The sequence below is a fragment of the Streptomyces parvus genome (assembly GCF_032121415.1).
In the GTDB taxonomy this organism is placed as follows: Bacteria; Actinomycetota; Actinomycetes; order Streptomycetales; family Streptomycetaceae; genus Streptomyces; species Streptomyces globisporus_A.
In genome coordinates this window covers 6,912,839-6,927,708 of record NZ_CP135079.1, presented here as the reverse complement: position 1 = coordinate 6,927,708, position 14,870 = coordinate 6,912,839, and the positions used below count along the sequence as shown (strand labels likewise).

Below are 14,870 nucleotides of genomic sequence, written 5' to 3'. Positions count from 1 at the left end.
TGTCACTTCACGACGGTGGACCAGTCCGGAGATTGGGCGGGGTCGAGGCTGCGGAGCCGCTCCAGTGTGGCGGGCTTCTGGACGTCCATCCAGTCGGCAAGTTCCTTGAAGGAAACGCAATGGACGTCCTTCTTAGTGCACACCTTCTCTATCATCTGGTCGACGGCCTTCATGTAGATGCCGCCGTTCCACTCCTCAAAGTGGTTGCCGATGAACAGAGGTGCGCGACTGCCGTAGTAGACGCGGTTGAACCCGGCTATGTAGGTGTTCAGGGTCTCCTGCTGCCACTTCGGGTGCATGGCCGGATCGCCGTCGGTTTTGCCCTCGGACTGGTTGTAGAGGAAGTTGAAGTCCATGGACAAGCCTTGATACTTGCCTCCCTCATACGGAAGCATCTGGAGCGGAAAGTCCCATATGCCGTTCTTCTTCTGAGGCCATATTTGGAAGTCACCGGCGGAGCTGGCGTCGTAGCGCCAGTCGTAGGTCTTGGCGGCCTTGAGGAGGTTCGCCTGGCCTTCGAGGCAGGGCGCGCGGCCGCCGACGACCTCGCGGCGTATGTCGAACGGCAGCGGTTCAAGATCGGTCCTTCCGGTGTTCGTCTTCCACTTCTCGACGAAGTCGTAGAACTGGTCGATCTCACTTTTCCATTCGGGCACGGTCCAGTCGCCGCCGCCCTTCGGGCCGCAGAAGTGCCCGTTGAAGTGGGTGCCGATCTCGTTGCCGTCCTTCCAGGCCCCGCTCAGCTGCTCCAGTGTGGTGTAGACGTGCTCGTCGGTGGGGAAGCTAATGGCCGCGCTGCCCCGGGGGTGCTGCGGCGGGTCATACAGGTCCCTCTTGCCCTTCGGCAGTAGGTAGATGCCGGTGAGGAAGAAGGTCATGCGGGCGTTGTGCCGGTTGGCCATCTCCCGGTAGTGCGCGAACAGTCCGTCATCGCCTTGAAGGGCGCCGTCCCAGGAGAACACTACGAACTGCGGTGGTTTCTCGCCGGGTTTGAGGGGCCGGGGCTTGAGCTGCCCCTTCTGCGGGCCTGTGTAGGAGGTCGAGCCGTCGCCGATCACTTTGACCTTGCCGTCCCAAGCCGGTTTCCCCGAATCCCCGGACAGCGGTTGGCGCGGCGAGCGGTTCGTCGCGGACGCGGTCGGGGCCGTGTCGTCGGTGCCGGACAGGACCAGGTAGCCGCCGAGGGTTGAGGCGACGACGACGAGTACCGCCAGGGCGAGCATCCGAGGGCGGGCGGGGGGGCGGCGGGGCGCGGGGTCCTTGCGGCGTCGGCCCGACGGCTTGTTCATGAACGGCTCAATCTCTTGGCGGCCTCAGCCTGTGGGAGGCGCGGAAGTGGACGGTGTCGGTCGTGCCGGTGGTCAGCCGAGCGGGCTCAGGGCTTCCGACCAGATGCCGTAAGGAACGCTGTCGCTGATCGTGCCGCCCAGTCCCTCCAACGGTAGGGGCTCCAAGCTCTTGGCCAGGTCGATGCGGTAGACGACGACTGCGGTGGACACCTTCTTCTCCGTGCCGACATACCAGGCGGCGGTGTCGTCCTCGGTGGTGCCCCTCTTTCCCGCGACCTCGCCGTCCGCCTTTGCGGCGGTCTCCGGGTAGGCGGTGCGGAAGGCGTCCGTCAGGGCGGACTGCACCTCAGCGGCGGTGTCGGCGTCCACGGCCGCGCGCGCGACCGGGACGTCCGTGGGGACCTCGTGGCCGTTGCGGGTGACCTTGAGGATGGCGTACGGCTCGGTGTGCCGGCCCTCGGCGGCGAAGGTGGTGTAGCCGCTTGCCATACGGATGGCGCTGGGTCTAGAGCTTCCGGCGGCCAGTGCGGGCACCTGGGCGCCGAGGCTGGAGGTCAGCAGTCCGGCGGCCCGGGCGGTGTCGCGGACCTTGTCCAGTCCGGTGTCCATACCGAGCTGCATGAAGGTGGTGTTGACGGATGACGCGAGGGCCCGGTGCAGAGTGATCCGCCCGTAGGATCGCCCGCCATCGTTCTTCGCGGCGACCTTGCGACCGCTGCGGTCCCAGTAGGGCCCTTCCGGCGTGGTGACCGGCACCTCGTCCTCGCCGTCGTACACCGTCGCGCCCGTCACCGGCTCGGGGGCGCTGTCCCTGCGCTTGCGCACGCCGTGCTCCAGAGCGGCAGCGTAGACGAACGGCTGGAACGCCGAGCCAGCGGGCACGGTGGTCGCGTTGGACTCGTTGTAGCCCTGCTTGCGGTGGTCGGGGCCGCCGTGGATGGCCAGGATCCGCCCGTCGACAGCGATGGAGGCGGCGCCGTAGTGGACGTGTTTCGCCGCCTTCGGGTTGTCCTCACGGGCCTTTTTGCGGGCGCTGCTGACGGCCCGGGTGAGCTGGTCCACGCGCTGCTTGTCGAACGTCGTGTAGATCTGGTAGCCCCCGCGGTCGAAGTCCTTGTCGGAGATGCGGGCCCTCTTCTTGGCGTACCGGGTAGCGAGTTCCACCAGGTAGTCGCTCTGCTCGCCGGTGCTGTAGAGCGGGTTGCTTTCCAACACCTTCGGGAAGGTCCGGTAGCCGGCGCGCTCCTCCGGCGACATCCTGCCGATCTTCACCATCCGGTCGAGCGTCCACCGCCACCGCTCTTCCGCGCGGGCACGGTTGGCCGGGCCGAGCGTCGGATCGTACAGTCCGGCGCCCTTGAGGAGGGTGGCGAGGAAGGCGCCCTCGCTGGCGTTGAGTTCGCTTACGTCCTTGCCGTAGTACGCCTGGGCTGCACGCTGGATGCCATAGGTGCCGCGGCCGAACCAACTGGTGTTGAGGTATCCCTCCAGGATCTCGTCCTTGCTCATCTTGTTGTCGAGCTTGAGAGCCATGATGCCCTCGGTGAACTTTCGGCTGTAGGTCCTTTCCTGGCTCAGGTAGGCGTTCTTGACGTACTGCTGGGTGATAGTCGAGCCGCCCTCGGTGCTGCCCTGTCCGACAGTTCGCAGGAGAGCGCGGGTGAGACCCTTGGCCGAGATGCCGGGGTCACTGTAGAAGCTCTCGTTCTCGGCGGCGAGCACTGCCCAACGCACGTCCTCGGGCACGTTGTCTAGCTCCATCTCCTGCCGTTGCACCCAGCCAGCGCGGGCCATGGGAGTGCCGTCGGCCCAGAAGTAGACGGTGTCCTGCTGGGTGGCGAAGGAGTTGAGGTCGTCCGGAATGTCGGTGACGGCGTAGGCGACCGTCAAGGTCAGGACGCTCAGCCCGAACGAGGCGAGGACCGAGCCCCCGGTTTGCCGCCAGGTGGGCACCCAGCGCTTCCAGCCAGTGAGTCCGGGCCGGGGATACTGCGGCCGCACTCGGCGAAGCCGCGGGCCGAGTACGGCCACGAGGGCACCGGTGGTGGAGGCGACCGTGGCAGCGAGGCGGGCGGCGGGCGGCGGCTTGGGCGGCTTGCGCCGGTGCCGGGTAACCGGCTGGCCGAACACGGCGGGCTTGGCGTCGGCGCGGCGAGACACGCGGGATCCGGAGGTGGACGCTGGGGAGTCGCCGGTCGGTGCGGTCCGTGCGATTTTCCCCGGAGCGGAAGGTGTGTCGGCTATATCGCCGGGTATCTCACGCCGCCCCCAGCCGGATATGGACGGCTCTTCAGGGGGGGTGGTGGGTATGCCACCTCCGGTTACGCGGAGTTGCATCGTCTCGTCGAGCATGAGCCGCTGTCCGGGTGCCGGTCTGTGTGCCGAGGGACTCGCTTCGGAGGGCTCTCCCTCGCCTCCCTGAGCGTGCGCTCCCTGCCCTGCCTGGCTCACGATCGGCCCTCTCCCCGTACTCCTATGCACGCAGGCAGGCAGTACAGACGTATGAGGGCTTGACCCAACTACCGTATGGCGGTCGCAAACCCTGACTTCCCCGACCTCACGGATCGCGGCTCTCAAGTTACCAGCGGACTTTGCAGGATCTCCACATGATGGTCGGGCTAATCCGATCACGCCATGGCCGGCCGGTGCCGAAGGACCCGCTGCCCCACCGGGGATTGCACGTAGATGTTCGCGATGAGAGGTGTCACGGACGGCCGTCGCAGACAAAGCCGCTGCTGCTCGTATCCATTCTTCGGCTCCTGCGGCTCGGCGCACGGGCGAAGAGCGCCGGGCTGGCCGAAGGCGTCGGAGTCGACCAGCGGGCTGCTGGTCGACTCCGGCCGGGTTGTCCCCCGCGGCGCGAAACGGGGGGCGAGCGCGGCGACAGCATAGGAGACAAGGGTGCCGGGCGAGCAGCCGTCGTCGGACCCGCCGATGAGTCCGTAAACGAGGGCGCCCGGCCCGAAAGGGGGCGGGCGCCACGCCGTACGCAAGGACGCCGGGCTCCCGGTTCCGCAGGACCCTTGTCAGTATCCAGAATCCTGTTTACTGTTCGAGGCGTGGACGACTTCGACTCCCGCTTCCTCACCCGCAACGGCCTGGCCGCCCGGCAGCTGGCCGTCCTTCTGCTCAACCGCGAGCCGGACACCCGCCTGCCCCGCGTACGGGACTTCGCGGAGGAGCTGGGATGCGGCAACGGCACCGTCCAGGCCGCGCTCCAGCTGCTGGAGGAGTCGGGAGCGATCACCACCACCGCCCGGGGCCACCTGGGCACGTTCCTCGTGCGCTCGGACCGGGCGGTCCTGTGGCGGCTGTCCGGACTCGGCACGCTGCTCGCGGCGATGCCGCTGCCGTACTCCCGCCGCTACGAGGGGCTGGCCACCGGCCTGCGCGGAGCGTTCGAGCAGGCCGGGGCACCGTTCGCCGTCACCTTCATGCGCGGCGCCGGAGCCCGGACAGCGGCACTGCTGGAAGGGAAGGTGGATCTGGTGGTGCTGTCGCGGTTCGCCGCGGACCAGCTGATCGCCGAGCATCCGGTGGAGCTGGTGGCCGACCTCGGTCCCGCCACCTACGTCGGCGCGCACGGGATGCTGGTGCGGCACGGCGTCGACCTGGAGGCAGCGGGGCTGCGGGTGGCGGTCGACCACACGTCGGAAGACCTGCGCATGCTGGTGGAGCGCGTGTTCGCCGGGCGGCGCGACATCGAGTGGCGGGAGGTCTCGTACATGCAGTTGCACGACCTCTTCGCCCGTCACGAGGTGGACGCGACCGTATGGAACCTGGACGAGGCGCGCGAGCGGCTGGGCATCGGGGTCGACGTCCTCCCGCTGGGGGACGAGGTCACCCGCGAGCTGGCCCTGCGGAACTCCAGCGCGGCGGTGATCGGCCGGAAGGACGGCGCGAAGGCTCTCGACGCGGTGCGCGAGGCGCTCGACCTTTCGGTGGTGACGCGGATGCAGAGCGAGGTGCTGCGGGGCGAACGCACGCCCTCGTACTGACCGGAGGGCCGATACGGGATCCACGCCCGGCAAGCGGCCCGCACCGGCGGGAGCGTCGCACGGCCTGAAAATACAAAATCCTGGTTATTGTTTATTAGGAGGATCACCATGGACGAACAGCTCGCTCTACGGCTTCGGCTCTTCCGTGAGGGCGGCCAGGCCACACCTGAGGTCATCGACTTCGTGGCCGCCGAGCTGACCGCGCTGGAGGACGAGGGCAACACCGTCACCGAGGCCACGGCGGGCATGCTCACCAGCCATCTCACGATGGCGCTCGGCCGTCTCCTCCGCGGGGAGCCGATCCAGGAGTTCTCCACCGACGAGCAGGTCGCAGCCGAGCTGGCCGCCCACCCCGAGGCCGTAGCACGGGCGCGGGCGATCTCCGAGCGGGCCGAACGGACGCTCGGACCGGTACTTCCCGAGTCGGAGATCAACTTCCTCGGCATGCATCTGGCCGTCCTGATCCAGCAGTCGTCGTCAGCCGCACCCGGCACCTGACCCCACGGCCCCCGCGCCCCCGGGCCCAGCAACTCACCGCACCGCACAGCACAGAGAGAAGGACAGCAATGACGAAGATCCTCACCGGCGGAGTCGGCAAGGTCGAGGTCACCCGGGCCATCGACGCCCTCGGGATCGACTCGCTCGACGTCGCCGCCTCCAGCGACATCGATGCCGCGATGAAGTTCCGTGCGGGCCAGGCCGACTACTACCTCGGCACCTGCCACACCGGTGCCGGCGCCTCTCTGGGGGTCCTCGTCGGCCTCATGGGCAGCGCCGTCTGCCACACCTTCGGCCGCGGTGTCCCGGACGCCGCGGAGATCGACGCCCTGCTCGCCGACGGCAAGAAGGTCTTCGGCTTCTCGATGGACCAGATCGACACCATCGCCCCCCTCATGGCCCGCGCCATCGCGGACCGCGGCTGACCCGGCGCCGGATCGCCGTACCGGGCACCAAGGAGTGACTCGTGAGCACCATCCTCGCCGCAGGCAGCGGCTTCGACTTCACGCTCGCCCAGCAGCTGACCGTCATAGCCCTCTGTGCGCTGACCGCCTTCATCGCGCACATGGCCCTGGCCGTCTTCAACGACGGGGTCCGCCCCTTCCTGCTGGACTTCATCCAGGGACGCACCACCCGTAGCGCGACCACCGCCGTGTCCTTCGGTCTCTCCGCCGGGTTCATCTTCGGCCTCGGTGCCCCGATGGCCCTGTCCACCGGGGTCCTCAACCCCTGGCTGCTCTTCCTCCCCACCGACATCCTCGGCCTGCTGTCCCCGAAGAAGTGGCTCGCGCCGATCCTCGGCGGGGCCTGGGGATCGGTGGTCGTCTTCGGTCTGAACGGCGCCAACGACATCGCGCACGACCTGCCGGTCGACTTCCTGACCGCGATGCAGCAGATGTCCACGCCGATCCTCTTCCTCTTCACGCTGTTCCCGGTCCTCGCCATCACCAAGCAGTTCGGCCGGCTGCGGGGCGCCGTGGCGGGCGTGATCGAGGTGGCCCTCGTCGTCCTGACGATGAAGCTCTGGCCGAACATGTTCGCCGGGGCGCTGGCCATGGCCGTCGGCGTGCTGATGCTCATCGGCCTCGCGGTCGCCAAGGACCTCCGGCAGCGCCGGGCGGACCGGGCGGCCGGGGTGGTCGAGGAGGTGCCGGCGGACGATCCGATGGCGTCGCTCTTCAGCGCCAGCGCGGCCCGACTGCGGCGCTACCTGCCGCTGTTCATGGTCCTCGGCGCCGGGGTCTGCGTCCTCGCCCAGATGCATGTGTTCGGCGGCGGTGAGGCGACGAGCTTCCTGATCGCCAAGGGGCAGTACGCCGAAGCCGCCCAGGTCGACTTCTACCGGGTGTTCGGCTTCGTCCCGCTGATCGCGACGACCGCGCTGGCCTCGGGTGCGTACGGCATCGCCGGTTTCACGCTGGTATACCCGATCGGCTACCTGATGCCGAACCCGTTCCTGGCCGCCGTCGTGGGCGCGCTCGTCTTCGCCGTCGAGGTGCTCGCCCTGTCCTGGATCGGCAAGGTGCTGGGCAAGCTGCCCAGTGTGCGGGACTCGTCGGAGCATCTGCGCAGCGCCATCGGCGACACCCTCCAGCTGGCGATCCTCTTCGGTTCGCTTATGGCGGCGAACGCCATGGGCGGCGGGCTCGGCATCCTCATCGTCGGCGGGCTGTACCTGTTCAACGAGGCGATGGGACGGCCCGTCGTGAAGATGGCCGCCGCCCCGGCCGCGGTCATCATCGGCGGTGTCCTCCTCAACCTCCTGTACTGGCTCGACCTGTTCACCCCGGTCAAGGGCTGACCCCCGGCACCGGCACGTACCGGAGAAGGAACCCGCCATGGACCACCCTCCACCCCGCATCCTGCGCACCGTCACCGGAGAGCTCGCCGCCGACGCGGTACGCGGCCCCGTCCTCCCCCACGAGCACCTCGTCCTGGACCTCGACCGGCAGGGGGACGGGGCGGCCGTCCTGGACGCAGAACGCCACGCGGCGGCCGTGACCGGCGAACTGGGCGGCCTGCGGCAGCGGTTCGGGCTCTCCCTGGTCGTCGAGCTGACCTGCCGGGGCATGGGCCGCGATGTCCGTGCGCTGGCCAGGATCTCCCGGGAGGCGGGCGTGCCCGTCGTCGCCGCGACCGGCTGGTACTACGAGCCGTTCCACACCCCGGAGGTAGACACGGCCGACGTGGCACAGCTCACCGGCGTCCTCGTAAGGGAGATCGAGGACGGCATAGCCGCCACCGGCATCCGCCCCGGTGTCCTCGGCGAGATCGGCAGCCACGGCGACCTACCGTCGCCTGCCGAGGCGAAGGTGCTGCGGGCCGCCGGGCGGGCCGCGCTGGCCACCGGGCTGCCGTTGGCCACCCACGCCCAGCTGGGCCGGGGCGGCCTCGCCCAGCTGGATCTCCTCATGGCGGAGGGCCTGCCCGCCGAGCGGATCTGCATCGGCCACCAGGACCTGCTGGACGATCCCGGGGTGCACCGGGAGCTGGCCGAGCGGGGCGCGCACGTCGCCTTCGACACGGTCGGCAAGGAGTCCTACCAGAGCGACCAGACCCGGTTGCGGCTGCTGTCGGCCCTGGTAGAAGCGGGCCACGGCGACCGGGCCCTGCTCAGCTGCGACATCTCGCGCCACGGCTATCTGCGCGGAGAGGGCGGCCAGGGATACGGGCACCTCTTCGAGGACTTCCTGCCGAGGTTCCGGGCGGCGGGCGCAGACGAGGAGCTCATCGACCTGCTGACCCGCCGCAACCCACTGCGCTTCCTGACCGGCGCCGACGTGGAGGAGAACTGACGTGAAACCCCCTGTACTGCCCGAGACCTTCCCGCTGGCGACGGTCGGCCTGGAGGACGCGGTCGCCCGGCAGTTCCGGCTGCTGGAGGCCACCGCCGCGCACTTCGAGGGCGATCAGCTCTTCTCGGCCGACGCGGGGGTCGTCCCCGGCCTCGGCAGACCGCGCACCACGGCCCGGGTAGAGGCTGTTCTTGCGGAATTCTTCGGTGCCGAGGACGCCGCCTTCGTCCAGGGCGCGGGGACCGGCGCGATCCGGGCCGCGCTCACGGGGGCGCTGCGGCCGGGCGAGGAGCTGCTGATCCACCGGGCCCCGGTGTACCGCAGTACGGAGGTCACGCTGCGCGGTCTCGGCGTACGGATGGTGGAAGCCGACTTCAACGACCTGGATGCGCTGCGGGAGGCACTGGCCTCGGGCCGGTTCCGGTGGGCCTACGTCCAGCACACCCGGCAGCGGCTGGCGGACTCCTACGAACCGGCCGAGGTGATCGCCGCCTGCCGCGCAGCCGGTGTCCGCACGGTGGTCGACGACAACTACGCCGTGCTGCGCACCCCGGCGGCCGGTGTCGAGATGGGCGCCGACGCCTCGTGCTTCTCCCTGTTCAAGCTGCACGGACCCGAAGGGGTCGGCCTCGTCACCGGCGCCCGTGACCTGGTCGCCCGGGTCCGCGGCGACAACTACTCCGGTGGCGGGCAGGTGCAGGGCCACCAGGCGCTGGACGCCCTCCGGGCGCTCACCCACGTCCCCGTGGTGTGGGCCGTCCAGTCCCGGGTGGGCGCCGAGGTCGCCGAACGGCTGGCGACCGGGGAGGTGGCGGGCGTCGCGGAGGTGCGGATCGCCAACGCGCAGGACCGGTGCCTGCTGGTCCGGCTGGACCGGCCCGTCGCCACGCGGCTCCCGGCCGTGGCCGCGCGATTCGGCGCCGCGCCCTACCCGGTCGGCTCCAACTCCCGCTACGAAATCGCTCCGCTCTTCTACCGGATGTCCAGCTCCACCCTGGACGACGCCCCGGAGCTGGCCGCCTGGACCGTACGCGTCAATCCGATGCGGGCCGGCGCGGATCTCGTGATCGACATCCTGCGCCGCTCGCTCGCCGCCCTGAACGAACCGAAGGACCGCTGACCGTGTTTCTGGACACCGTGCTCCACCGCAACCCCGGGCTCGTCGACGCCGCCGCCGGCCTGCACGACCGGGGGGACATCCCGCCGGACACCTACGTCATGGACCTCGACGCCGTCGAGGAGAACGCGGCCCTGCTCGCCGGGGAGGCCGAACGCGTCGGTGTGGGGCTCTGGTTCGTCGTCAAGCAGCTGGGCCGCAACCCCGAACTCATCCGGTCCGTCGCCCGCCACATCCCCCGCGCCGCCGCCATCGACGTCGGCGAGGCCCGGACCCTGCACAGCGCAGGGGCGCTCCTCGGCAACGTCGGCCACCTCAGCCAGGTCCCGCGGCGCGCGCTGCCCGGGCTACTGGCCCACCGCCCCGACCACATCACGGTCTTCGACCTGGCCAACGCGCGTGCCGTGGCGGACGCGGCCCGCGCGGCGGACCGGACCCAGGACGTCCTGATCCGGATCGAGGGCGCCGAGGGCACCGTCTACCCCGGCCAGGAGGGCGGCGTACCGCTGGAGCACCTGGACGCCTTCGCCGATGCCGCCGAGGCCCTGGACTCCGTCCGGATCGCGGGTGTCACCGCCTTCCCGTGCGTCCTGTGCGATCCGTCCACGGGCCTGCCCACGGCCACCCCCACGTTCGACCTGCTGGTAAAGGCCCGCGAGGTGCTGGCCGCCCGAGGCCACCGCGACCTGGTGCTGAGCGCCCCCAGCGCCACAGCGGCCGCCTCCCTCCCGCTGCTGGCCGAACGGGGCGCCACCCATGGCGAACCGGGCCACGCCCTCACCGGCACCACCCCGCTGCACGCCCTCGACCCGACCCAGCCCGAGAAGCCCGCCTACGTCTACGTCACGGAGGTCGCCCACACCCTCGACGACGGCCGCCCTGCCCTGTTCGGCGGCGGCTTCTACGCCCGTTCCCACATCCGCACCGCCCTCCTCCCCCGGACCGGCGCCCGCCTCGGTGTACAGGACGCGCCCGCCCGGAACATCGACTACTACCGGCTGCTCGACGCGCCTGCCGACGGCACCGACGTCCGTGCCGGCGACACCGCGCTGCTCGCCTTCCGCACCCAGATCTTCGTCACCCGCTCGACCGTCGCCGTCGTCTCCGGCCTCTCCTCCGGCACCCCCCGCCTGAACGGCCTCTACGACGCCCAGGGCCGAGCCCTGTAAGGAGCACCTCATGGCCAGGACCGTCATCGTCGTCATCGACGGATTCGGCATCGGCGCCATGCCCGACGCGGGCGTGCAGCGCCCCGGCGACCTCGCCGCCGACACCTGCGGGCACGTCCTCGACCACGCACGCACCGCCCTGGGCCGTCCGCTGCGCCTGCCGGTGCTGGGGGCGCTGGGCCTGGGCCTGGTCCACCCCCACCCGGACCTGGACCGCCGCACCCGCCTCCCGGTGGCGGCGGGCCGCGCCGCACTCGGCTACCCGGGCGCGGACACCTTCGCCGGGCACCAGACCATGATGGGGGCCGACTTCAGCCGGGTCTCCGTCGCCCGCCTGGCCGACCACCTCGACGAGGTCGCCGATGCGCTCGCGGCGGCCGGGCACCGGGCGGAGCGGCTGGAGGGCCGGCCCCTGCTGCTGGTCGACGGGACGGTCCTCGTGCACGACAACCTGGAGGCCGATCCCGGGATCAACTGGAACGCCTCCGGCTCGCTGGAGGACCTCCCCTTCGAGGGGGACACCGGGATCCTCGCCATCGCCCGCACCGTACGCGCGGTCGCGCCTGTCGCCCGGGTGATCGCGGTCGGCGGACACTCGGACGGGCCGCTCCCCGGCTTCGTACGGCCCGGCGAGGGCGGGACGGTCGGCCTGGACACTCCGGCCACCGGCTTCTACCGCAACGGCGGGCTGCGCGTCCAGCACCTGGGCGCCCCGCTGGACCACACCCGTCAACTGCCCGAACTGGCGGCGGGGGCCGGGATCCCGGTCACCCTGGTCGGGAAGGCGGCCGACATCCTCGTGTGCGAGGCGGCGGCCCGCCGCCCGGCCGTCGCCACCTCCGACGTCCTGGACCACACGCTGGAGGCCGTACGCGCCGACGGCGACGTCCTGGTCGTCGCGAACGTGCAGGAGACCGATCTGGCGGGCCACCAGCAGGACGCCACCCGGTACGCGCGGCTCCTGGAACAGGTCGACTCGGGGCTCGCGGGGCTCGTGGCACTGCTGGCGTCCCCCGGCGACCGGCTGATCGTCACCGGGGACCACGGCAACGACCCGACGATCGGCCACGCCCACCACACCCGGGAGTACGTGCCGGTGCTCATCCACCGGCCCGGCGAGGACGGCATCGAACTGCTGCCGGACGCGGACACTCTCGCCGATGTGGGCGCCACCGCCGCCCGGTCGCTGGGCCTGGCCCCCGAGCAGCTCGCGACCGGCACGCCGCTGCACACGGGCAGGCGGACACCCGTCCTGCGTCCGTAGCAGCGGCTGCGACGCAGAGCCACGCCCGCTGTCACCACCTTCGACAACAGGAGTTCATGCGCATACATCCCCTGACCCCGCTCGCCCCGGCGACCAGACCCGCCGGTTCCCCGGCCGGTACGCTCACCAGGCGCCGCACCCTGGCGGCCGCTCCGGCCCTGGGGGCCGGCCTCGCCCTCGCCACCCCCCCTCTCGGCGGGGACGGCCGTCGCCGCGTCCTCCACCTGTCTCAACGGTGCTCTGGCCTACGAGCACGACGACGCCGAGGCCGGCACCAGCAAGCCCCAGGTCACGCGGCAGGCGAGGAACTCCGACTGGGAGCTGTGGGGCCGCGAGACAACGGCGGGCCAGGTGGAACGGCTGAGCAGCGGACTCACCAGCGCCACCGACGGCCGCTTCTCCGCCTGCTACACCGGCACGACCGCGCCGCGCGACGTCCACGTCCGGTTCTTCTCCAGCGCTGGAGACCTGTGGCGGGTGGTCCGGGCGGGCGCGGCGAAACCCGGTGAACCGAACTGGAGGAACGAGACGCAGTACACCGGACGTCGCCTTGCCTGCACACCGCCGCAACGTCGGACACCGATAGGCGCGCGAACGCGCCCACCCCTCTTCACGCCGGGCAACCTGGTAGGGCACATACGACCTGGCCCGTGATAGAGGCCCGGGGGCAGGACGGGTTTCCGGGGCGAACTGAGAGCATGGGCTCATGGACGATGCAGTAGACCGTGGCGAGTTCGTTGTGCGCAACGCGAGTGAGTCGGAGTCGGACGCGCTGGTCGGGATCGACTCGGTCGCGGTCGAAGGCGATGCCGGGAGACAGGCGAGCATCCGAAGGTGGTGCCGGCAGGGCCTGGCGGTCGTAGCAGAGGACGCGTCTGGCCTGCTTGGCTATTGCGTGGTTGAGTACACGTTCTTCGAACAGGGCTTCGTCACGATGCTCATGGTGGCCCCATCGGCCCGCGGCAGGGGCGTTGGTCATCGGTTGTTGGATGCAGTGGGCGCGTCGTGCACGACGCCGAAGCTCTTCACCTCGACCAACGTCTCCAACCAGCCCATGCAGCGACTGCTCCAAAGAGCCGGATGGAGCCCGGCCGGCCTTCTCCACGGTCTCGATGAGGATGATCCCGAGCTGTTCTACCTCCGCCGACCACAGACCGGGCGGATGCACCCGTGACCTGAAATGAACCGCACGAGGTCAGCGGATGTGCCGTCTCCTTCGGGTTCGTGCCGCCTCGTCTCATCCTGCCTTCAGCGGCGTCTCCCGTGCGCCTCGGGAATTTCGCTGGGGAGTTGGCAGGCCCGTAACTCGCCCAGTGTGAGTCTGCACTACGGAAGCGACGTGGTGCCGAGAGGCAGCAGGACGCTGGTGCCGGACCGAAGCATGGCCTGGCCTTCACCGACCGTGTGCTGGTCACGCTGGTGCATCTGCACCTGGCTCCCGCACGCCGCGCCGGCCGAGCTGCACGGCACAGCCCTCTCCACGATCTCCCCGGCATGCGAGATCCGCCGCTACTGGCCTCATGTGGCTTCGCCGTTCCCGACCGCCCCGGCGTCAGGCTGCGCACCCTGGCGGATGTATTCGCCTACGCCGAGGCCGAGGGGATCCGTCTCCGAATCTACGGCGCCGGGCCCCAGGTTCGCCGCCCCAAGACCGGTCAGAAACAGAACACAATCAAGACCGCCACCGTCAGTGATGAGGGCCGCCTGCTGTGGCGGGCGAAGCGGCCCGGCCGCATGCACGACCAGACCGCCGCGCGCACCGAGGGCATCGCGGAGATGTTCCAGTTCCACCCGGTTGCGAAAGCCGAAGTCGACGAAGACTATCGGGGTCTGGCCGAAGAAGCCGGAAGACGACGCGCCGCCCGGCGAGCATTACGCATGGCTAGACATGCGCCGCCAGCATTCCTCGGCCCAGAGCTGCGTCGAGCACACCAACGCCGAGCTGCGGAAGCGGCACCCGCTCCAGCGCTACACCACCCGACGCGAGGGCTACGCCGAAACCCGTCCCCCGATCGCCTCGCTGGTACCGAACGGGGCCGCTCCGCTCACCGGCCAACCCGCCAAGCCAGCATGTCGGGGCCTCGATCGCGGACCATGTCGTAAGACGGCTGATGCACAGCAGACGGGTGGGCTCCCGCCTGACGCCGAAGGAGACTGCCGCCCGGCTGAACAGCATCAACAGAGGTGGGACGGACGCGAGTCAGCTCAGCGCGTGGGAGTCCGGTCGCAAACGCACGGGGCGAAGAACCGGCGAGGGGCTGAGCAAGCTCTTTCAGGACAGGAGCAGAAGGGAGCCTTCTCGGCCACCAGGACAGGCAGGCCCCCTCTGTGTTGAAGGCTGCCGGTGCCGGTGTTGACGTGCGGGTGCTCACGCGTTACACGGAGCTCCGGGAGCCGATGGTCGAAGTCGCTGCCGAGGCACAGGAGCACCTGGTCGTCATGGGGTCCCGCGGCCGGGAGAAGTCGTACCTGGCGGCGACCGAGAACACCGTGGCGCAGCTGCCTGATCTGGTCGATCACCGCAGCAGTCCACCGTCCCGCCCGCAGCGACGGGCCCGAACCCCCGGCGGGAGGACCCGCCGCGTCCGCAGCCCAGAGTCCACGCCGCCGGGGCGGGACCGATTCCCGGCACTGCGCCCCACCAGCTGCACGGCCGTCTCGCGGCCGTCAACCGGCCGCGTCGTGGACCTGAGACGTCCGTTCCGACGCCTACGATGTGCCCTCCCCCGACCACCGACTG

The 14,870-nt window shown here is 70.3% G+C and carries 11 protein-coding genes; 9 read left to right on the top strand and 2 right to left on the bottom strand.

The features are described from left to right. Window positions 1–2: 2 nt before the first annotated feature. Both RNL97_RS32100 and RNL97_RS32095 read right to left on the bottom strand, forming a co-directional pair. A complete protein-coding gene (locus RNL97_RS32100) occupies window positions 3–1,289 on the bottom strand; it encodes a polysaccharide deacetylase family protein (protein WP_030585958.1) in 1,287 nt (428 codons plus the stop codon). A 72-nt stretch (window positions 1,290–1,361) separates the two neighbouring features. Beyond that, window positions 1,362–3,626 carry a transglycosylase domain-containing protein gene (locus RNL97_RS32095; RefSeq protein WP_313751553.1) on the bottom strand — a complete coding sequence of 755 codons (2,265 nt, stop codon included), beginning with the start codon at window positions 3,624–3,626 and terminating at the stop codon, window positions 1,362–1,364. A 722-nt stretch (window positions 3,627–4,348) separates the two neighbouring features. Here RNL97_RS32095 and yhfZ point away from each other — a divergent pair. The 9 genes from yhfZ to RNL97_RS32050 all read left to right on the top strand — a co-directional run bounded on the left by yhfZ (window position 4,349) and on the right by RNL97_RS32050 (window position 13,304). Next, window positions 4,349–5,287, top strand: a complete 939-nt coding sequence (yhfZ, locus tag RNL97_RS32090; protein ID WP_243316153.1) for a GntR family transcriptional regulator YhfZ — start codon at window positions 4,349–4,351, stop codon at window positions 5,285–5,287. 108 nt (window positions 5,288–5,395) lie between these two features. Beyond that, entirely contained in the window at window positions 5,396–5,785 is a 390-nt protein-coding gene (locus RNL97_RS32085) for a PRD domain-containing protein (RefSeq protein ID WP_030585966.1), read from the top strand. A 68-nt stretch (window positions 5,786–5,853) separates the two neighbouring features. Further along, entirely contained in the window at window positions 5,854–6,210 is a 357-nt protein-coding gene (locus tag RNL97_RS32080) for a DUF2620 domain-containing protein (RefSeq protein ID WP_030585968.1), read from the top strand. 41 nt (window positions 6,211–6,251) lie between these two features. Beyond that, window positions 6,252–7,586, top strand: coding sequence for a YhfT family protein (locus RNL97_RS32075; RefSeq protein WP_313751552.1), 1,335 nt, complete (start codon window positions 6,252–6,254; stop codon window positions 7,584–7,586). Window positions 7,587–7,623: 37 nt separating this feature from the next. Further along, window positions 7,624–8,580 carry a phosphotriesterase family protein gene (locus tag RNL97_RS32070; protein ID WP_313751551.1) on the top strand — a complete coding sequence of 319 codons (957 nt, stop codon included), beginning with the start codon at window positions 7,624–7,626 and terminating at the stop codon, window positions 8,578–8,580. A gap of 1 nt (window position 8,581) precedes the next feature. Continuing rightward, window positions 8,582–9,700 carry an aminotransferase class V-fold PLP-dependent enzyme gene (locus RNL97_RS32065; RefSeq protein ID WP_313751550.1) on the top strand — a complete coding sequence of 373 codons (1,119 nt, stop codon included), beginning with the start codon at window positions 8,582–8,584 and terminating at the stop codon, window positions 9,698–9,700. Between the two features lie 2 nt (window positions 9,701–9,702). Then, window positions 9,703–10,866: an alanine racemase gene (locus RNL97_RS32060; protein WP_313751549.1), complete on the top strand. Its 1,164-nt coding sequence runs from the start codon at window positions 9,703–9,705 to the stop codon at window positions 10,864–10,866. 10 nt (window positions 10,867–10,876) lie between these two features. Next, entirely contained in the window at window positions 10,877–12,130 is a 1,254-nt protein-coding gene (locus tag RNL97_RS32055) for a phosphopentomutase (protein ID WP_030585977.1), read from the top strand. Between the two features lie 706 nt (window positions 12,131–12,836). Continuing rightward, entirely contained in the window at window positions 12,837–13,304 is a 468-nt protein-coding gene (locus RNL97_RS32050) for a GNAT family N-acetyltransferase (protein WP_030585979.1), read from the top strand. Window positions 13,305–14,870: the final 1,566 nt, after the last annotated feature.